Here is an 18,982-nt window from a genome sequence, read left to right as displayed (position 1 = left end):
CGGGGCGTGGTGGGGCTGCTCAGGGGGCGCAGGTCAGGACGTGCGCCCCCTGAGGGTCAGACCTCCTCGACGCTGCTCGGCTCGCGCCGGGACAGGTCGATGCCGAGCTCTTCGGCGGCGCGGAAGACGTCGTCCTCGTTGTCGCGCATCTCGATGGTGCCGCCCTCGGAGTTGAGGACCTCCACGTTGAGACAGAGGGACTGCATCTCCTTGATGAGCACCTTGAAGGACTCCGGGATCCCGGGCTCCGGGATGTTGTCGCCCTTGACGATGGCCTCGTAGACCTTCACGCGGCCGGTGACGTCGTCGGACTTGATCGTCAGCAGCTCCTGGAGGGCGTAGGAGGCGCCGTAGGCCTCGAGGGCCCACACCTCCATCTCGCCGAAGCGCTGGCCACCGAACTGCGCCTTACCACCGAGCGGCTGCTGGGTGATCATCGAGTACGGACCCGTGCTGCGCGCGTGGATCTTGTCGTCCACGAGGTGGTGCAGCTTGAGGATGTACATGTAGCCGACGGACACCGGGTCCGGGTACGGGTCACCGGTGCGGCCGTCGAAGAGGTTGGCCTTGCCGCTGCGGTCGATGAGCCGGACACCGTCACGGGTCGGGGTCGTCGAGTCGAGCAGACCGGCGATCTCCTCCTCCTCGGCGCCGTCGAAGACCGGGCTGGCGACGCGGGTGTCGGCCGGGGCCTCACGCGCGTCCTTCGGGATCATCGACGCCCAGTCCGGCTCGCCCTCGATCTTCCAGCCGCGGCTGGCGGCCCAGCCCAGGTGCAGCTCCATGATCTGGCCGATGTTCATACGACCGGGCACACCGAGCGGGTTGAGCACGACGTCGACGGGCGTGCCGTCCTCGAGGAAGGGCATGTCCTCGACCGGGAGGATCTTGGAGATGACGCCCTTGTTGCCGTGGCGGCCGGCGAGCTTGTCACCGTCGGTGATCTTGCGCTTGTTGGCCACGTAGACGCGCACCAGCTGGTTGACGCCCGGGGGCAGCTCGTCGCCCTCGTCCTTGTCGAAGACCTTGACGCCGATGACCGTGCCGGTCTCGCCGTGGGGGACCTTCATCGACGTGTCGCGGACCTCGCGCGCCTTCTCACCGAAGATGGCGCGCAGCAGGCGCTCCTCCGGGGTCAGCTCGGTCTCACCCTTGGGCGTGACCTTGCCGACGAGCAGGTCGCCGTCGCGGACCTCGGCACCGATGCGGATGATGCCGCGCTCGTCGAGGTCGGCGAGGACCTCCTCGGAGACGTTGGGGATGTCCCGGGTGATCTCCTCGGGGCCGAGCTTGGTGTCGCGGGCGTCGACCTCGTGCTCCTCGATGTGGATCGAGGAGAGGACGTCGTCCTGCACCAGACGCTGGCTGAGGATGATGGCGTCCTCGTAGTTGTAGCCCTCCCACGGCATGAAGGCCACGAGCAGGTTGCGCCCGAGGGCCATCTCGCCACCATCGGTCGCGGGACCGTCGGCGATCAGCTGGCCGGCCTCGACACGGTCACCCTCGGAGACCATGACGCGCTGGTTGTAGCTGTTGCCCTGGTTGGACCGGGAGAACTTCATCATCTTGTAGGTCTTGGAGCCGCCCTCGTCCTGCATGACGGTGACCAGGTCGGCGGAGACCTCGGTGACGACGCCCGCCTTGTCAGCGCGGACCACGTCACCCGAGTCGAGCGCGGCGCGGTGCTCCATGCCGGTGCCCACGTAGGGGGCCTCGGCCCGGACCAGCGGCACGGCCTGACGCTGCATGTTGGCGCCCATGAGCGCGCGGTTGGCGTCGTCGTGCTCGAGGAAGGGGATCATCGCGGTCGCGGCCGAGACCATCTGGCGCGGCGAGACGTCCATGTAGTCGACGTCCTCGGCCGGGATCTGGTCGACCTCGCCGCCCTTGGTGCGGGCGAGGACGCGGTCCTCGGCGAAGGTGCCGTCATCGGCGAGGACGGCGTTGGCCTGGGCCACGACGACCTTGTCCTCCTCGTCCGCGGAGATGTAGACGATCTCGTCGGTGACGCGACCGTCGACGACCTTGCGGTACGGGGTCTCGATGAAGCCGAAGGGGTTGATCCGGCCGTACGAGGCGAGCGAGCCGATCAGACCGATGTTGGGACCCTCAGGGGTCTCGATCGGGCACATGCGGCCGTAGTGCGAGGGGTGGACGTCACGGACCTCCATCTGCGCGCGGTCACGGGAGATACCACCCGGGCCGAGGGCGTTCAGACGCCGCTTGTGCGTCAGGCCCGACAGCGGGTTGTTCTGGTCCATGAACTGCGACAGCTGGCTGGTCCCGAAGAACTCCTTGATGGAGGCGACGACCGGCCGGATGTTGATCAGGGTCTGCGGCGTGATGGCCTCGACGTCCTGGGTCGTCATCCGCTCGCGGACGACGCGCTCCATGCGGGAGAGGCCGGTGCGCACCTGGTTCTGGATGAGCTCACCGACGCTGCGGACGCGGCGGTTGCCGAAGTGGTCGATGTCGTCGGTCTCGACGGGCACCTCGATGGCCTCGCCGTCGCGGACACCCGGCAGGGTGGCCTCGTCGGCGTGGAGGGCGACGAGGTACTTCAGCGTCGCGACGATGTCCTCGAGCGTGAGCACCGAGGCCGACAGCTCGGTGTCGAGACCGAGCTTGCGGTTGATCTTGTAGCGACCGACCTTGGCCAGGTCGTACCGCTTGGGGTTGAAGTAGAGGTTGTCGAGCAGGTTCTGCGCGGCCTCACGGGTCGGCGGCTCGCCGGGGCGCAGCTTGCGGTAGATGTCGAGCAGCGCGGCGTCCTGGTCCTCGACCGCGTCCTTCTCGAGGGTGGCGCGCATCGACTCGTACTCGCCGAACTCCTCGAGGATCTCGGCGGAGGTCATGCCGAGGGCCTTGAGCAGGACCGTGACGGACTGCTTGCGCTTGCGGTCGACGCGCACGCCGACGAGGTCGCGCTTGTCGATCTCGAACTCGAGCCAGGCTCCGCGGCTCGGGATGACCTTGGTCGAGTAGATGTCCTTGTCGGACGTCTTGTCCGGGGTGCGCTCGAAGTACACGCCGGGGCTGCGCACGAGCTGCGAGACGACGACGCGCTCGGTGCCGTTGATGATGAAGGTGCCGCGCTCGGTCATGAGCGGGAAGTCGCCCATGAAGACCGTCTGGCTCTTGATCTCGCCGGTCTCGGCGTTCATGAACTCGGCGGTGACGAAGAGGGGCGCGGAGTAGGTCTGGTCGCGCTCCTTGCACTCGTCGACGGAGTACTTGGGCTCCTCGAAGCGGCTCTCCCGGAAGGAGAGGCTCATCGAGCCGGAGAAGTCCTCGATCGGGGAGATCTCCTCGAAGATCTCCTCCAGACCGGGACGCTCCGGAACATCACGACGACCGGCATCGAGAGCGGCAGCGACGCGCTCCTGCCACTTCTCGTTGCCGAGGAGCCAGTCGAAGCTCTCGGTCTGCAGGGCCAGGAGGTCGGGGACCTCCAGCGGCTCGCGGATCTTCGCGAAGGACAGACGGCCACTGGCCGTCCGTGCGGTGGTCATCGGGGAAGCGGTGCGCGAGGCAGCCAAGGATGGATCCTTCCACGGGCCTTGAGGGTCGGGCGGCGCCACGGGGGTCTCCTGACCACGCCTCTCGGAGCGCTCAGCACACCTCTGCACTGAGGGGATCGGAGCGTTCCGGCAGGTCGTCGACAGGAATAGGGCAGCGCAAAGCGACAGCATAGACGCACGAGACACGAGTGTCCAACCCGGTCGAGCCGACGGCTCGACGGTGGTCCGCGACGCGACGCCCGCGAGGGGGGCGGCGCCGGATCGATCGACGCCATGAGGATGGATCACGCGGGCACCGACGTCAAGGTGCGTCCCCGGCGGGTCGCGACGCGGACTCCCTTCGCCGCCGTGGTCCCGGGCCCCCTTAGTGTGGGCCCATGGACCTGCGCTCCGCTCGCCGCCGACGCCGGCGCCGTGACGTGCGCCGCGCGGTCCGCCGGGTGGCCGCCGGGACGCTCGCGACCCAGCTGGCCACTGTCGCAGGGCTGCTCGTCTTCGACAGCGTGCGCCGCAAGGACCGCCCCGACCGGGAGTTCCCGCACCGGCCCGGCGAGCCGCTGGCGGTCAACGGCGGCGAGGTGAGCATCTACACCTTCGGCGAGCACCTCTTCGAGGACATGCTCGCCGACATCGCCTCGGCGACCTCCCGGATCTACTTCGAGACCTACATCTGGAAGGGCGACGCCGTCGGCGAGCGCTTCCGGCAGGCCCTCATCGAGGCCCACGAGCGCGGCGTGCAGGTCTACGTCGTCTTCGACTCCTTCGCCAACCTCGTCGTGCCCAAGGAGTTCTACGATGGGCTCCCCGCCGGCATCCACGTCAAGCGCCACCCCCTCGTGACCGGCGGCCTGAAGTTCTTCTTCCCCAGCCACTGGGGGCGCAACCACCGCAAGCTCCTCGTCGTCGACCGCACCGCCGCCTACATCGGCGGGTACAACATCGGTCAGGACTACGCCAACCGGTGGCGCGACACACACGCCCGGTTCGCGGGGGACATGGTCGTCGAGCTGGAGAACGCGTTCGTCGACTACTGGAACCACTACGGCGGCAAGCCGCCCCTCCCCCAGCCGGCTCGGCGCACGTGGAGCCGCGACATGCGGGTCCACCGCAACCTGCCGGCCGACATGGTCTACCCGATCCGCAACATGTACCTCGAGGCGATCGACCGGGCCGACACCCGCGTGTGGCTCACGACCGCCTACCTCATCCCGGACGACGCCTTCGTCCGCAGCCTCGTCCAGGCGGCCCAGCGTGGCGTCGACGTGCGACTGATCGTCCCGCACTTCAGCAACCACATCGTCGCCGACTGGTTGAGCCGGGTGACCTACGAGCGCCTGCTCAAGGGCGGCGTGCGGCTGCTGCGCTTCGAGAACGCGATGGTCCACGCCAAGACCGCGACGATCGACGGCGTCTGGTCGACGATCGGTACCGCCAACATCGACCGGTTGAGCCTCGCGGGCAACTACGAGGTCAACATGGAGATCCTCGATGCTGATGTCGCGCGGCGCATGGAGGAGATCTTCGACCTCGACTCCGGCAACTGCACCGAGCTGACGCTCGAGGAGTGGACCCGCCGGCCGCTCATCGCCCGCGTGAGCGAGGGCATCCTCTCCCCCTGGCGTCCGCTGCTCTGACACGGCGTCTCGAGACGGTCGCTGCGCGACCTCCTCGACGAACGGGCGGGGTACTGCGCGACCTCCTCGACGAACGGGGCGGGCGAAAGTGCGCGACGACGTCGACGAACGGGAGCACGACGAAGGGCGGGCCGCACCATGAGGTGCGACCCGCCCTTCGGCAGATCCGTGCCCGTCAGAGACGGGCGGAGATCACTTGAGCTCGACGGTGGCGCCGGCGCCCTCGAGGGCCTCCTTGGCCTTGTCGGCGGCCTCCTTGTCGACCTTCTCCAGGACGGGCTTGGGAGCGCCGTCGACGAGGTCCTTGGCCTCCTTGAGGCCGAGGCTCGTGAGCGCGCGGACCTCCTTGATGACCTGGATCTTCTTGTCGCCAGCGGCGGCCAGGATGACGTCGAACTCGTCCTGCTCGGCGGCGGCGTCGCCACCGGCGTCGCCACCGGCGGCCGGGGCGGCACCCGCGACGGCAACCGGGGCCGCGGCGGTGACCTCGAAGGTCTCCTCGAACTGCTTCACGAACTCGGAGAGCTCGATGAGGGTCATCTCCTTGAAGGCCTCAAGGAGCTCGTCGGTGCTGAGCTTCGCCATGATGGGCGTCCTTTCTCTTGAACGTGTGTGCCGTGAGTGGCGGGGAAATGCAGTGGCTCGAGGCGGATGCCTCAGGCCTCGTCGCCACCCTCGGGGGTGGTCTCGGTGGAGGCGTCGGCCGCAGCCGGCTCCTCGGTGTCCGCAGCGGGGGCGTCGGTCGCGACCGGGCCCTGCTCCTCGACCTTCGCGCGCAGCGCGTCGACGACGCGAGCCGTCTGCGCGAGCGGCGCGTTGAAGAGGTACGCGGCCTGGGTGAGCTGGGCCTTCATGGCGCCAGCAAGCTTGCCCAGGAGAACCTCGCGCGACTCCAGCTTCGCGAGCTTCTCGATGTCCTCCGGCGTGAGCGGGTTCCCGTCGAGGAGCCCACCCTTGATCACCAGGAGGGGGTTGTCCTTGGCGAAGTCACGCAGACCCTTGGCGGCCTCGACGGGGTCGCCCTCGACGAAGGCGATCGCGTTGGGACCGACGAGCTGGCCCTCGAAGGCGGCCTCGACGCCCGCCTCCTTGGCAGCGCGCTCGGTCAGCGTGTTCTTCACCACGGAGTAGGTGGCGTTGCCACGGAGCTTGCTGCGCAGCTCGCCGAGCTGCGCCACGGTCAGACCGCGGTACTCCGTGATGACGGCCGCGCTCGACGTGCGGAACTTCTCCGCCATGTCGGCAATGACGGCGTCCTTCTCGGCGTTCGCCATGCGGGCCTCCCTTCTCGTGTGGTGCCACCGGGGCCCGAGACGAGAAAAGGAGCCCCGGCGCAGGCACGGGACTCCAGGACACGCACCAATGGTGCGGTCAGCGTCTGTGGCCTGCGCGGGTCGCCCGCTCTCGCGGAACCTTCAGCCGTCCCTGCGAGCAGATGCGGCAACCGGCGGTCAATGGTCGTGGATCAGCGTACGGCAGGTCGGTCGCGTGCTCCAAATCCGGCGACGAGACACGAAGGCGCCGCCCTGAGGTTCGAGGAGCTCCAGCGACGAGACACGAAGGGGGCCGCCTCCCGGATCGGGAAGCGGCCCCCTTCGTATGGTCTCGAGACTCGGCCGCGGACGGCCTCGCACCTCGACCAACGGGTGCTCAGGTCACTCGGCGGCGACCGCGGCGGACTCCTCGAGGAGGTTCTTGGTCCGCGAGGCGTCGAGCGTGATGCCCGGGCCCATCGTCGTGCTCAGCACGGCCTTGGTGATGTAGCTGCCCTTGGAGGCGGACGGCTTCAGACGCAGGATCTCCTCCAGCGCGGCGCCGTAGTTCTCCACGAGCTGCTTCTCGTCGAAGCTCGCCTTGCCGATGATGAAGTGCAGGTTGGCGTGCTTGTCGTTGCGGAACTCGATCTTGCCGCCCTTGATGTCGGAGACGGCCTTGGCCGTGTCCATCGTGACGGTGCCCGTCTTGGGGTTGGGCATGAGGCCGCGGGGACCGAGGACCTTGCCGAGACGACCGACCTTGCCCATGAGGTCCGGGGTGGCGACGACGGCGTCGAAGTCCATCCAGCCGCCCTGGACCTTCTCCAGCATGTCGTCGGACCCGACGAAGTCGGCGCCGGCCTCGCGGGCGGCGTCGGCCTTGTCACCGTTGGCGAAGACGAGGACGCGGGCGGTCTTGCCGGTGCCGTGGGGCAGGTTGACCGTGCCGCGGACCATCTGGTCGGCCTTGCGGGGGTCGATGCCGAGGCGGAAGACGACCTCGACGGTCTCGTCGTAGGACTTCTTCGCGCCCTCCTTGGCGAGGCGGATGGCCTCGAGGGGGGCGTAGGCGACGTCGCGGTCGATCTTCTCGGCTGCGGCCCGGTAGCTCTTGCTGCGCTTCATGAGTGCTCCTTGGTGGTGGTGGAGGTGTGGTGCGGGCCAGCGCCGGCCCTCCCACGGGGGTGGTGCTCCGGGGATCAGATCCCCGGGGGTCAGATACCCGCTGTCTGGCATCTTCCTCGGCGGTCCGAGCCTCGCTCGCTGGCGCTCGCTCGGATTCTCCCGCCGTCGTCAGATACCGGGCGTCTCGATGCCCATCTGACGAGCGGTGCCGGCGATGATCTTCATCGCGGCGTCGATGTCGTTGGCGTTGAGGTCGGGCATCTTGGTCTCGGCGATCTCGCGGACCTGGTCCTTGGTCAGCGACGCGACCTTGACCTTGTGCGGCTCACCGGAGGCCTTCTTGACGCCCGCGGCCTTCTTGATCAGCTCGGCGGCCGGCGGGGTCTTGGTGATGAAGGTGAACGAGCGGTCCTCGTAGACCGTGATCTCGACCGGCACGACGTTGCCGCGCATGTCCGCCGTGGCGTCGTTGTACGCCTTGACGAACTCCATGATGTTGACGCCGTGCTGACCCAGGGCCGGGCCGACGGGCGGGGCCGGGGTGGCGGCGCCGGCCTGGATCTGCAGCTTGATGTAGCCGGAGACCTTCTTCTGCTTGGGGGGCATGCGGTGTTCCTACTTCCTGTCGTGGGCCGACGCCGTGGGCGATGACCCGGTTGCAGTGTGGTGCCGCCGGTGGGCGGCACCGGACCATCAGAGCTTTGCGACCTGATGGAAGCCGAGCTCGACCGGGGTCTCCCGGCCGAAGATGGAGACGAGGACCTTGAGCTTCTGGCTCTCCGGGATGATCTCGGAGATCGTCGCGGGCATCGTCTCGAAGGGACCGTCCATGACGGTGACGGACTCGCCGACCTCGAAGTCGACGTCGATCGGTGCGGCCGGCGAGGAGCCGGTCGACGCGGCGGCGCCCGACGGAGCGGCGGCAGCAGCCGGCTTCTCCAGGTCGGCCGGCTTGATCATCGTGTAGACCTCGTCGAGGCTCAGCGGCACCGGGTCGTGCGCGTTGCCGACGAATCCGGTGACGCCCGGGGTGTGCCGCACGGCGCCCCACGACTCGTCGGTGAGGTCCATGCGCACGAGCACGTAGCCGGGCATGCGCGGCTGCTTGCGCACCTTCTTCTGGCCGGACTTGATCTCGGTGACCTCGTCGATCGTGACGGCCACCTCGAAGATGTAGTCCTCCATGTCGAGGTTCGCGACACGGGTCTCGAGGTTGTGCTTCACGCGGTTCTCGTAGCCCGCGTAGGTGTGGATGACGTACCAGTCGCCGAACTTGGAGGCGAGGTCGTCCTTGAACGCCTGGACCGGGTCGGCCGCGTCCTCGGGGAGGACGTCGCCGTCCTCGTCGACGTCGGCGGCGAGCACCTGCTCCTCGTCGGACTGCTCGGAGGCGGCCTCCTCGAGGGCCTCGTCGGCCGCGCGGGCGTCGTCGGCCTCCTGGGACGAAGGGAGGTCAGCCGGCGGCTGGGCAGCGTGCTCGGCCTGCTCGGCGGCGATGACGCTCGACGTGCCCTCGTCCTGGGGCTCGGGGGTCTCGGCCTGCTCGGACATGACCTGTTTCCTCACTTCGACTTCGTACGACGGCGCGGGAGCGCCCGGACTGCGGCTGTGCGTGGCGGCGTCAGCCGCCGAACACCCAGAGCACGGCCTTGGTGAACACGAAGTCCAACCCGGAGACGATGAGCATCATGATCGCGACGAAGACGATGACCACGAGCGTGTAGTTGATCAGCTCGGACCTCGTCGGTCGGACGACCTTGCGGAGCTCGTCGAGCACCTGGGCGAGGAAGAGTCCGATCGACCCGAAGAAGCGAGAGATCGGGTTGCCACCCTTCGGGCCGCGCCGCGCGTTGGTCGGCTGCGCTCCGAGCTGGCTCACGTCGTCTCTTCTCTTCCGGGATCACCTGGGCTGCGCAACGGGATGTCGTGCAACGCAGGGCAGGAGGGACTCGAACCCCCAACCGCCGGTTTTGGAGACCGGTGCTCTACCAATTGAGCCACTGCCCTTCGGGAGACCGCGGTGGGGCCGGTCGCCCGGGTCTCCCCCGCCCTTCGTCTCCTGCACGTGGGCACGCCGGAGAGTCTGGTCGAAGTCAACCGAGGGACAACTGTACGACACTCGAGGGCCGGGTCGCGAACCGAGCCGCCCCACCCCGGTCGCGGTGGAGTCCGAGGGCGGGACCTCCCTTCGCCGACGGGGCCCGAGGTGGAAGACTGGCCGCGTGACCGAGCAGAGCAGCCGCCCCCTGTCCGACCTCTCCGTCGAGGAGCTCACCGCCCTCGCGACGACCGAGCGCGCAGCCCACGCGGCCCAGGCGGCCAAGGGCACCAAGCTCGACGTCACGCGCGGCAAGCCGAGCTCGGCCCAGCTGGACCTCTCCGACGACATGCTCTCGCTGCCGTCCGCCACCACCGACCGCGCCGGCACCGACGTGCGCAACTACGGCGGCCTGTCCGGTCTGGCCGAGCTGCGCGAGATGTTCGCCGAGCTGCTGTGGGTCGAGCCCGACCAGATCGTCGCCGGTGGCAACTCGTCGCTGACGATGATGCGCGACGTGCTCGTCGACCTGATGCTCTTCGGCGCGATCGACTCCCCGCGTCCGTGGGCGAAGGAGGATCAGGTCACCTTCATCTGCCCCGTCCCCGGCTACGACCGGCACTTCTCCCTCCTGGCCGACCTCGGCATCAAGATGGTCACCGTCCCGATGACCGACGACGGGCCCGACGCGGACGAGGTCGCCCGGCTCGCCGCCTCCGACCCCTCGATCAAGGGCATGTGGGTCGTGCCGACCTACGCCAACCCGACCGGCTCGATCGTCACCCAGGAGATCGCGAGCCGGCTGGCCGCGATGGAGACGGCCGCGCCGGACTTCAAGATCTTCTGGGACAACGCCTACGCGCTGCACCACCTCACCGAGGACGAGGCCAAGAGCGCCGACATCATCAGTCTCTGCTCTGGCGCCGGGCACCCGCACCGGACGGTCATGTTCGCCTCGACCTCCAAGATCACCTGGGCCGGCGCCGGCGTGGCCTTCCTCGCCTCGTCGGTCGAGCAGGTCGCCTGGTACCTCGAGCACCTGGGCAAGGGCTCGATCGGCCCGGACAAGGTCAACCAGCTGCGGCACGTCGAGTTCTTCGGCGACGCCGCCGGGGTGCGCGCCCACATGCGCAAGCACGCCGAGATCATCGCCCCCAAGTTCGCCGAAGTCGACCGCGTGCTCACCGAGCGGCTCGGTGGTCTGGGGGTCGCGACGTGGAACCGCCCGACGGGTGGCTACTTCGTCAACCTCGACGTCCTGCCGGGGACCGCCTCGCGGGTGGTCGCCCTCGCCAAGGAGGCCGGCCTGTCGCTGACGCCCGCCGGTGCCTCCTTCCCCCACGGCGAGGACCCGCAGGACACCAACATCCGGCTGGCCCCGACCATGCCGCCGATGTCCGAACTCACCGAGGCCATGGAGACGGTCGCCACGTGCGTGCTGATCGCCGCGGCCGAGCAGATGGGCGCCGCACCGACCAAGGAGTGACCAATGTCAGAGTCCGAGAACCTCGACACCGACCTGACCAGCTACAGCCTCGACGACGAGGACCAGCTGCAGCCCCAGGACAGCCTCGTGGGCGACGGGACCGGGGACGAGGACGCGCTCGACGCCGGCTACTCGCCCCCGGACTCCGCGCGGGGCTCCTACGCGCACGGCGTCACCGCCGCTGAGCAGCGCGAGGGCGAGACGATCGACCAGCGCCTCAAGCAGGAGGAGCCGGACCCCTCCTGGGAGGCCGAGGAGCAGGGCCGTCGGGGCGCCGACCGCATCGGTGGTGACGACCCCGACTCGATCGCCGCCGAGGACGACTGGATCGGTGACAGCGAGGTCGGCGACGCCCGGGCCGGCCGGCTCGTCTCCCCCGACGAGGGCAGCCACGAGGACCACGACGACCAGGCCTGGGGTCGCGACGTCGGGGTCGACGGTGGCGCCGCCTCCGCCGAGGAGGCCGCCGTGCACGTCATCGACGGCGACGCCCGCGACGAACCCGGACCACGCGCCTGAGCACCGCGGCGCGGGACCTGCGGGCCCTGCCCAAGGCCCACCTGCACCTGCACTTCACCGGGTCGATGCGTGTCGAGACGGTGCGCGACATGGCCGCCGGCCACGGGATGCGGCTGCCTGACTCCCTTCGCTCGGGGTATCCGCCGCGGCTGTCCGCTGCCGACGAGCGCGGATGGTTCCGCTTCCAACGGCTCTACGACGCCGCGCGCCACTGCGTGCGCGGGGAGGCGGACATGCGCCGCATCGTGCGCGAGGCCGCGCTCGACGACGGCGCCGAGGGCTCCCGCTGGCTGGAGATCCAGGTCGACCCGACGTCGTACGCCCCCTTCGTCGGGGGCATCACCCCGGCGATGGAGATCGTCCTCGACGAGGCCCGCTCGGTGAACTCCACGGCCGACGAGACCGGGTCGGCCCGGGTCGGCGTGCTCATGGCCGCCAGCCGCATCCGGCACCCCCTCGAGGCACGCACGCTCGCCCGTCTCGCGGCCCGCTACGCCGGGCGAGGGGCCGACGGCGTCCTCGGCTTCGGCCTGTCCAACGACGAGCGAAGGGGGTCCACCCCCGACTTCGAGCCCGCCTTCCGCATCGCGGACCGGGCCGGGCTGGCGCTCGTGCCGCACGCGGGCGAGCTGCTGGGTCCCGACGCGGTGGCCGAGACCCTCGAGACCCTCCACCCGGACCGACTCGGGCACGGGGTGCGCGCCGCGGAGGACCCCCACCTGCTCGAGCGGATCGTCGCGGACGGCGTCGCCCTCGAGGTGTGCCCCGGCTCCAATGTCTCGCTCGGCGTCTACCGCGAGGCACCCGACGTGCCTCTCGGCTCGCTGCTCGACGCGGGCGCGACGATCGCCCTGGGGGCCGACGACCCGCTGCTCTTCGACTCGCGGCTGCTCGACCAGTACGAGAGCGCCCGCACCGTCCACGGCCTGGACGACACCCAGCTCGCGGAGCTGGCGCGCGGCTCCTTCCGGGCCAGCCGGGCGCCGCGCGAGGTCGTCGAGCGGGCGATGACGGACATCGACGACTGGCTCGCCTCGCCTGCCTGAGGGACTCCGCGTTGCCCTACGGCAATGCAGTCTCTTGACGTCGAGCGTTTGCATTTCCCCGGGCAAATGCAACCTCTTGACGTCGAGGGTTTGCATTTCCCGGGGGGGAGATGCGCGGTCGGGTCTAGAGCGAGTGACCGACGAAGACCGGCTCGTTGACGAGCGTCACGCCGAAGGCGGCCTGCACGCCGTCACGCACCTCACGCGCGAGGTCGGCGACGTCGGCGGCCGTCGCCTCGCCCCGGTTGGTGATCGCCAGCGTGTGCTTGGTCGACAGCGCCGCCGGGCCGGGCATGCGGTGCCCCTTGCCGAAGCCGGCCTTGTCGATGAGCCAGGCCGCGCTCGTCTTGACGCTGCCCTCCCCCGCGGGGAAGACCGGGGGCACCGGCCCCTCCGGGCCGAGCCGCTCGGCGGCACGGGCCACCAGGGCGTCCATCTGCCCGGTCGGCAGGATCGGGTTGGTGAAGAAGGACCCGCAGCTCCACGTGTCGTGGTCGCCCTCGTCGAGCACCATGCCGCGGTTGCCGCGCTGCACGAGCACGGCCTCGCGGGCGGCGGCGAGCGGGACCCGCTCCCCCAGCTCGACGCCGAGCTGGCGAGCCAGGTCGGCATAGGCCACCGGGGCCGAGAGCCCACCGAGGCCGAGCGCGAAGGTGACGTCGAGGACGACGTAGCGCCCCGTCTCCTTGAAGACGGAGTGGCGGTAGGTGAACGCGCACTGCTCGGCGTCGAAGGTCACGTCGCGCCGCTCCTCGCGGTCCCAGGCGCGCACGCGGGTGATCGTCTGGGCGACCTCCTGGCCGTAGGCCCCGACGTTTTGCACGGGCGTCGCCCCGGCGAGACCGGGGATGCCGGAGAGGGCCTCGATGCCCGACCATCCCTCGGCGACGGCCCGGGCGACGACCTCGTCCCAGACCTCGCCCGCGGCAACGGTGACGAGGACCCGGTCCGCGTCCCGGGACTCGACGTGCACCCCCTTCGTCGCGATGCGCACGACGGTGCCGCGGAAGCCCTCGTCCGCGATGACGAGGTTGGACCCACCGGACAGCAGGAGAAGGGGGGTCCCCGCCTCGTCCGCAGCCCGCACCGCGGCGATGACCTCGTCAGCGGTCTCGGCGGTGACGAGCGTGTCGGCCGGCCCGCCGACCCGCATGGTCGTGAGCGGCGCCAGCGGGGCGCCGTGCTCGGTGCGGCCCATCAGCCGAGCTGGACGACGGCGCGGCAGCGGCCGAGCACCTTGTCGTCGCCGCAGGTGACGGTCAGCTCGACCGTGGCCTGCCGGTTCGCCTCGTCGAGCGAGCGGACCACGCCCGCGACGTCGATGCTCGTGCCGCCGTCGTGGGGCACGGGCACCGGCTTGGTGAAGCGGGTGCCGTAGTCGACGATGCGGCCGGCGTCACCGACCCAGTCGCTGACGACCTGCACGGCGGCGCCCATCGTCCACATGCCGTGGGCGATGACGTCGGGCAGGCCGACGGCCTGGGCGGTCCGCTCGTCCCAGTGGATGACGTTGCGGTCGCCGGAGGCGCCGGCGTAGTGCACGAGGTGGGCCCGGGTGACGGGGATCGAGCGGGGCGGGAGGGACTCCCCTTCGCTCACCTCGGAGAACTGGCGCACGGTCTGCTGGCTCATCGTCACTCTCCTCCTCGCACGACGATCGTCGACAGGCTGGTCGCCACCGGCGCGTCGTCGGCGTCGATGATCTCGCTGCGCATCGTCACCATCTGGTGGCCGCCGGCCGCGCGGATGGCGTCGATGTGCAGGACGCCGCGCAGCTCGTCGCCGGCGACGATCGGGCGGTGGTGCGTGAAGCGCTGCTCGCCGTGGACCACTCGGGAGTAGTCGACGCCGGCGCCGGGGTCGGCGACGAACTGCCGGTCGGTGCGCTGCCCGGGGATGACCGCGAAGGTCGGCGGGGCGACGAGGTCGGCGTAGCCGGCGGCGCGGGCGGCCTCGACGTCGTGGTGGACCGGGTCCACCGCGCCGACCGCCTCGGCGAAGTCACGGATGTGCTCGCGCCCGACCTGGAAGGGGGGTGTGGGGTCGTAGGTGCGACCCAGGTAGTCCTCGTTCACGGCCATGCGGGCAGTCTAGGCGGCCGCCCCGGGCACGACGATGCGGCCGCCGAGCAGGTGCTCGACGGCCGCATCGTGGTGGTGCGAGGTGCTGGGCTCAGCGGGTCTCGCGGTGCGGCGTGTGCTTGCGGCACCGCGAGCAGAACTTCGCGAGCTCCATGCGGTCGGGGTTGTTGCGGCGGTTCTTCTTGGTGATGTAGTTCCGCTCCTTGCACTCCGTGCACGCCAGGGTGATCTTGGGGCGGACGTCGGCGCTCTTGGATGCCACGGTAAGAACCTGCTCTCAGACACTTCGGGTGGTACTCGCCTGCGCCGGTCTGCGCTGGGCGGGAGGTGCATGTGGTGCTGCGACCGGACGGTGCAACACGGCGACGCACAAGAATAGTCCACGGGCGACAGCCACCGGAAATCGATGGTCGCTCGCACCCGTGGTGCTGCGTAGCGGGAGCGGGGCTCGATCCCGCGACCTCACGATTATGAGTCGTGCGCTCTAACCAGCTGAGCTACCCCGCCTTGGCGGTCGACCTGCGCACGTGGCGCGGGCCGGACCCGAGCCCCCTGTCGGAATCGAACCGACGACCTTTTCCTTACCATGGAAACGCTCTGCCGACTGAGCTAAGGGGGCGGGAACCCTCCGGACCGAAGCGATCCGGTGGACAACCTCGGGAGAGATTACACGGCAGATGCCGTGGACATGAAATCGGGGACCGAACCGCCTGCGGCCCGGCCCCCGATCACCCGTCGGTGCGGGTCACTCAGTGCGTGCCGACCTGCCAGATCGTCGTCGTGCCGGAGACCTCGTTGCCCACGATGAGCAGCGGGGAGCCGGTCGGCGAGTCACCCTTGGACACGAAGTGCAGGCCCTCCGGACCCAGGTCGCCGGCCGTGCCGGCCTCCGGGTCACCGTCGACAACTCGGTTGTGGGTGTAGTCGACGATCGTGGGCGCGTGCGGGTCGGTCACGTCGATCGTGATGATGCCGCTCGTGCGCTCGAGGCCGACGAAGGCGAGAGTGCGTCCGTCGACCCGACCGATCTCGACCCCCTCGGGCTCCGGGCCCTTGTTGTCGCTGCGGTCGTCGGCGCCGTTCTCGGCGTTGTCGGCGTTGAACAGCTCGGGCGCCTGCTCGGCGACGATCTGCTCGAAGGAGTCGCCGGAGTCCCACACGAGCTCACCCGTGGCGGCGTCCCGGATGGTGACCGAGCGCCCGCCGAAGGAGTGCAGCTCGGTGTAGCCGTTCTCGCCCTTGGGCGAGGTGGAGGTGATCTTCAGCTTGCCGAGGTTCTCGTTCTCCTGCAGTTCCTCGGCGTTGGGGAAGACCTCGGGGTCGAGCTCGACGTCGCCGACCTCGAGCTCCTCCTCGAAGCCGTCGTACTCACGGGCGTCACCCTCGTTGGCCGTGATGAGGTACTCGCTGCCGCCGGTGCGGAAGGACTCGACACCGTCGGGCATGTACACGCCCTTGACCGGCCAGGTGGCGATGTTGACGGCGTCGTCCTTGTTGGACGCGTCCAGCCCGAAGCCCGCCACGGAGTGGTCCTTGGTGCCCAGGGCGTCGATGTCGGTGACCGTGGCGCTGGCCAGCTCGACGGTGGCGATCGCGTTGTTCTCCTGCAGGGTCACCCAGGCGGTGCGGCCGTTGCCGCTGATCGTCACGTACTCGGGCTCGAGGTCCTGCGCGACGGTGGCACCGGGGCCGAAGATGCGCACGCCCGCTGCGCGCAGCTCGTCGGCCTTGCCGTTCCACGCGGTGAAGTCCGCGGTGCGCACGGTGCCCTTCTTCACGTCGATGACCGAGACGCTGCCCTCGGGGTCGACCTGGCCCGCCTCGTAGCCCTCCGGCTCCCCCTCGTTGGCCACGACGGCGTACCGGCCGTTGTCGCTCAGGGCGACCATGTCGGGCAGCGCGCCCGCGGTGACGGTGCGGGTCGCCTCGAGGGTGCGGGCGTCGAAGAAGGAGACGGAGCCCGGCTGCTGCTTGTCGTCGGCCTGCTGCGCGACGGCGACGACGCCCTTGGCCACGGCGACGCTGTTGGCGCCGGGGGTCTCGAGGGTGTCGACCTTGGTCGGCGCGCTCGGGTCGGAGATGTCGAGCACGTCGACGGTCCCGGCGAGGGCGTTGACGACGAAGGCGCGCTGGGTGCCCGGGTCGTGGGCGACGATCTCGGCGGCGCCCTCGTCGAAGGCGCCGGCGGAGTAGGTGCCGAGCGGGCTCAGCGTGACGTCGTCGGTGGGGGCGGCGGCGGCCAGCCCGGCTCCGAGCGGAGCGACGAGGGCGGCGGACAGGGCGAGGGTGAGGGCAGCGCGACGGGGGCGCGTGACAGGGGTGTGCATGCCCGGAACCTAGGCAGCGCGCCCGCCAACCCCGGCGACGTCCGGGTGAACGACGCCTTAATCGTCGGCGACGAGTTCCTCCAGAGATGGCCTGAGGGCGTCGGGCACGGCCGTCGGGCGCCGGGTGACGGCATCGACGAAGACGTGTGCAGAGGTCGCGAGCGCGACGAGCGCTCCGTCGCTCTGCCGCACGAGCGCGCACTCCCAGCGCACGCTCGACCGGCCGACCGACAGCGCCCGCAGGCCGACCTCGAAGGCGTCCGGGTAGGAGATCTCGGCGAGGTAGCGGCAGCCGGTCTCGGGGATGAGGTTGATCGTGTCGCCACCCTGCGCGACGTCGAAGTCGTGCGCCTTGAGCCAGTTGTTGATCGTCGTGTCCATCACCGAGTAGTGCACGGCGTTGTTGACGTGGCCGAACTGGTCGTTGTCGCTCCAGCGCGTCGGGACGGTCACCCAGTGCGGGTAGCGGGCGCGGTCGAAGATCTCACTCACGTGGGCCATCCTCCACCGGCATCCCGTCCGCCCGCCACAGACCCGACGAGCCGCGTCGGTGGCTGTCGAGCAGGTGGGTGTCGACCATGCCGACCGCCTCCATGAGCGCGAAGGCGGTCGTCGGTCCGACGAAGGCGAACCCGCGCCGCTTGAGCTCGCGGGCCAGGGCCCGCGACTCGTCCGAGGTCGTCGGGACGTCCGCCATCGTCCGCGGCGTCGGGGTGCGGTCCGGCCGGTACGACCAGATGAGCTGCGGCAGACCTCCTTCGTCGCGAAGGGAGATCGTCGCGCCGGCATTGCGGATCGTCGCCTCGATCTTGGCGCGGTTGCGCACGATCCCCGCGTCCTGCATGAGGCGGGCGACCTCCCCTTCGCCATAGGTCGCGACGACGTCCGGGTCGAAGCCGGCGAAGGCCGCACGGAAGGCCTCGCGCTTGGCGAGGATCGTCGCCCACGACAACCCGGACTGGAAGGCCTCGAGGCTCAGCCGCTCGAAGAGCCCGCGCTCGTCGCGCACGGGCATGCCCCACTCGGTGTCGTAGTAGCTGCGCAGCAGCTCACCGTGGGCGCCGCGCCCGTCCGCCCACGCCGGCCGCGCCAGCCCGTCCTCTCCGACCACCACGTCCATGCGGGCATCGTGCCACCCGGCACCGACGACCCATCCGCACCGGGCGCGCGCGACGAACTCCCAGCAACGGTCCGAGCCGTCGGGCCGACGACAAGGGAGTCCGCCATGAAGTTCCGTCTCGTCACCGCGGCCGCGGCCGTCACCGCCTCGACCTTCGCAGCGTCCGGCGCAGCCTTCGCCGCCCACGACACCAACCCCTCGGACCGGGTCGACAGCTACGCCTACGCCCTGACCGCCGTCCAGTCCTCGAGCGTCCCCAACGCCGCGGCGAGCGGCACCACCCGGATCACGACGCTGCCCAACGGCAAGATCCGGGTCCAGGTCACCGCTGACGGGCTGGCTCCCGGCCTCCCCCACGCCATGCACCTGCACGGCGTCGACGGGGCGGCGACCGACAACGGGTGCCCCGGGCCGGGCGCCGACACCGACGGGGACGGCTTCGTGTCCGTGCCCGAGGGGGGACCGTTCTACGGCGGCATCCTCACCTCGCTGACGACGACGGGTGACACCACCGCCTCGAGCGCACTGGCGCTGGATCGCTACGCCGTCGCGGACGAGACCGGTCACCTGAGCTACAGCCGCACCTTCCGCAACGACTCCGGGCTGGCCAATGCCGACACCGTCCAGGTGGTCGTGCACGGCGTCGACGTCGACGGTGACGGCACCTACAGCCTCACCGACGCCGGTGAGGCCCCGCTCGTGCCCGGCTCCGGCATCCCCTTCTCCGCGACCATGCCCGCGCTGTGCGGAGGGATCGCCAACTGACCACGGCACCCTCCGGTGACGCCACCGGAGACGGCGAAGGCCCCCGGGAGCACTCCCGAGGGCC

The 18,982-nt window shown here is 70.1% G+C and carries 19 protein-coding genes and 3 tRNA genes; 5 read left to right on the top strand and 17 right to left on the bottom strand.

Annotation, left to right across the window (positions count from 1 at the left end; genetic code table 11):
* Window positions 1-56: 56 nt before the first annotated feature.
* On the bottom strand, window positions 57-3,539 hold the full coding sequence (rpoB, locus tag JAN01S_RS06325; protein WP_068315359.1) for a DNA-directed RNA polymerase subunit beta: 3,483 nt from the start codon (window positions 3,537-3,539) through the stop codon (window positions 57-59).
* Window positions 3,540-3,898: 359 nt separating this feature from the next.
* Between rpoB and JAN01S_RS06320 the strand changes: the two genes are divergently transcribed.
* Window positions 3,899-5,155: a phospholipase D-like domain-containing protein gene (locus JAN01S_RS06320; RefSeq protein WP_068315355.1), complete on the top strand. Its 1,257-nt coding sequence runs from the start codon at window positions 3,899-3,901 to the stop codon at window positions 5,153-5,155.
* A gap of 192 nt (window positions 5,156-5,347) precedes the next feature.
* On the opposite strand, the gene rplL is transcribed toward JAN01S_RS06320, so the two are convergent.
* From rplL to JAN01S_RS06285, 7 genes are all read right to left on the bottom strand, one after another.
* The gene (rplL, locus tag JAN01S_RS06315) at window positions 5,348-5,740 is read right to left on the bottom strand and encodes a 50S ribosomal protein L7/L12 (protein ID WP_068315352.1); all 393 of its coding nucleotides are present in this window, start codon (window positions 5,738-5,740) and stop codon (window positions 5,348-5,350) included.
* Between the two features lie 71 nt (window positions 5,741-5,811).
* Window positions 5,812-6,429 carry a 50S ribosomal protein L10 gene (rplJ, locus tag JAN01S_RS06310; protein WP_068315349.1) on the bottom strand — a complete coding sequence of 206 codons (618 nt, stop codon included), beginning with the start codon at window positions 6,427-6,429 and terminating at the stop codon, window positions 5,812-5,814.
* 381 nt (window positions 6,430-6,810) lie between these two features.
* The gene (gene rplA / locus JAN01S_RS06305; protein WP_068315346.1) at window positions 6,811-7,536 is read right to left on the bottom strand and encodes a 50S ribosomal protein L1; all 726 of its coding nucleotides are present in this window, start codon (window positions 7,534-7,536) and stop codon (window positions 6,811-6,813) included.
* Window positions 7,537-7,704: 168 nt separating this feature from the next.
* Entirely contained in the window at window positions 7,705-8,142 is a 438-nt protein-coding gene (gene rplK / locus JAN01S_RS06300) for a 50S ribosomal protein L11 (protein ID WP_068315342.1), read from the bottom strand.
* Window positions 8,143-8,229: 87 nt separating this feature from the next.
* Window positions 8,230-9,087 (bottom strand): transcription termination/antitermination protein NusG, encoded by an 858-nt coding sequence (gene nusG / locus JAN01S_RS06295; protein WP_068315339.1) that lies wholly within the window; start codon window positions 9,085-9,087, stop codon window positions 8,230-8,232.
* A 70-nt stretch (window positions 9,088-9,157) separates the two neighbouring features.
* The gene (secE, locus tag JAN01S_RS06290) at window positions 9,158-9,415 is read right to left on the bottom strand and encodes a preprotein translocase subunit SecE (protein WP_068315337.1); all 258 of its coding nucleotides are present in this window, start codon (window positions 9,413-9,415) and stop codon (window positions 9,158-9,160) included.
* Window positions 9,416-9,470: 55 nt separating this feature from the next.
* A tRNA-Trp gene (locus JAN01S_RS06285) sits at window positions 9,471-9,543 on the bottom strand.
* 215 nt (window positions 9,544-9,758) lie between these two features.
* On the opposite strand from JAN01S_RS06285, the gene JAN01S_RS06280 reads away from it, so the two are divergent.
* Genes JAN01S_RS06280 through JAN01S_RS06270 form a run of 3 tightly spaced genes read left to right on the top strand, consistent with a single transcriptional unit; the run spans window position 9,759 to window position 12,625 of the window.
* The gene (locus tag JAN01S_RS06280) at window positions 9,759-11,060 is read left to right on the top strand and encodes an aspartate aminotransferase type Ic (protein WP_068315334.1); all 1,302 of its coding nucleotides are present in this window, start codon (window positions 9,759-9,761) and stop codon (window positions 11,058-11,060) included.
* A 3-nt stretch (window positions 11,061-11,063) separates the two neighbouring features.
* Window positions 11,064-11,579: a DUF5709 domain-containing protein gene (locus JAN01S_RS06275; protein ID WP_068315331.1), complete on the top strand. Its 516-nt coding sequence runs from the start codon at window positions 11,064-11,066 to the stop codon at window positions 11,577-11,579.
* Complete coding sequence (locus tag JAN01S_RS06270; RefSeq protein ID WP_068315328.1) at window positions 11,576-12,625, top strand: adenosine deaminase; 1,050 nt, start codon at window positions 11,576-11,578, stop codon at window positions 12,623-12,625. The genes JAN01S_RS06275 and JAN01S_RS06270 overlap by 4 nt, the downstream gene beginning before the upstream one ends.
* Window positions 12,626-12,749: 124 nt before the next feature.
* On the opposite strand, the gene JAN01S_RS06265 is transcribed toward JAN01S_RS06270, so the two are convergent.
* The 9 genes from JAN01S_RS06265 to JAN01S_RS06225 all read right to left on the bottom strand — a co-directional run bounded on the left by JAN01S_RS06265 (window position 12,750) and on the right by JAN01S_RS06225 (window position 18,153).
* Entirely contained in the window at window positions 12,750-13,823 is a 1,074-nt protein-coding gene (locus JAN01S_RS06265; protein ID WP_068315325.1) for a UDP-N-acetylmuramate dehydrogenase, read from the bottom strand.
* Window positions 13,823-14,257 (bottom strand): MaoC family dehydratase, encoded by a 435-nt coding sequence (locus tag JAN01S_RS06260; protein ID WP_068315322.1) that lies wholly within the window; start codon window positions 14,255-14,257, stop codon window positions 13,823-13,825. Before JAN01S_RS06260 ends, JAN01S_RS06265 begins: the two co-directional genes overlap by 1 nt.
* A gap of 2 nt (window positions 14,258-14,259) precedes the next feature.
* Window positions 14,260-14,706: an FAS1-like dehydratase domain-containing protein gene (locus tag JAN01S_RS06255; RefSeq protein WP_068315319.1), complete on the bottom strand. Its 447-nt coding sequence runs from the start codon at window positions 14,704-14,706 to the stop codon at window positions 14,260-14,262.
* Window positions 14,707-14,797: 91 nt separating this feature from the next.
* Window positions 14,798-14,968: a 50S ribosomal protein L33 gene (gene rpmG / locus JAN01S_RS06250; protein ID WP_068315316.1), complete on the bottom strand. Its 171-nt coding sequence runs from the start codon at window positions 14,966-14,968 to the stop codon at window positions 14,798-14,800.
* Between the two features lie 171 nt (window positions 14,969-15,139).
* Window positions 15,140-15,213 (bottom strand) — tRNA-Met (locus tag JAN01S_RS06245).
* A gap of 39 nt (window positions 15,214-15,252) precedes the next feature.
* Window positions 15,253-15,325 (bottom strand) — tRNA-Thr (locus JAN01S_RS06240).
* Window positions 15,326-15,455: 130 nt separating this feature from the next.
* A complete protein-coding gene (locus JAN01S_RS06235) occupies window positions 15,456-17,033 on the bottom strand; it encodes a choice-of-anchor I family protein (protein ID WP_068315313.1) in 1,578 nt (525 codons plus the stop codon).
* 57 nt (window positions 17,034-17,090) lie between these two features.
* The gene (locus tag JAN01S_RS06230) at window positions 17,091-17,525 is read right to left on the bottom strand and encodes an acyl-CoA thioesterase (protein WP_068315310.1); all 435 of its coding nucleotides are present in this window, start codon (window positions 17,523-17,525) and stop codon (window positions 17,091-17,093) included.
* Complete coding sequence (locus JAN01S_RS06225; protein WP_068315307.1) at window positions 17,518-18,153, bottom strand: DNA-3-methyladenine glycosylase I; 636 nt, start codon at window positions 18,151-18,153, stop codon at window positions 17,518-17,520. Before JAN01S_RS06225 ends, JAN01S_RS06230 begins: the two co-directional genes overlap by 8 nt.
* Window positions 18,154-18,258: 105 nt before the next feature.
* Here JAN01S_RS06225 and JAN01S_RS06220 point away from each other — a divergent pair, with 105 nt between their 5' ends.
* The gene (locus JAN01S_RS06220; protein ID WP_068315304.1) at window positions 18,259-18,918 is read left to right on the top strand and encodes a hypothetical protein; all 660 of its coding nucleotides are present in this window, start codon (window positions 18,259-18,261) and stop codon (window positions 18,916-18,918) included.
* Window positions 18,919-18,982: the final 64 nt, after the last annotated feature.

The sequence above is a fragment of the Janibacter anophelis NBRC 107843 genome, assembly GCF_001570945.1.
Lineage (GTDB): Bacteria > Actinomycetota > Actinomycetes > Actinomycetales > Dermatophilaceae > Janibacter > Janibacter anophelis.
The sequence above is the reverse complement of the archived record's forward strand: the minus strand, read 5'-3'. Positions and strand labels throughout refer to the sequence as shown.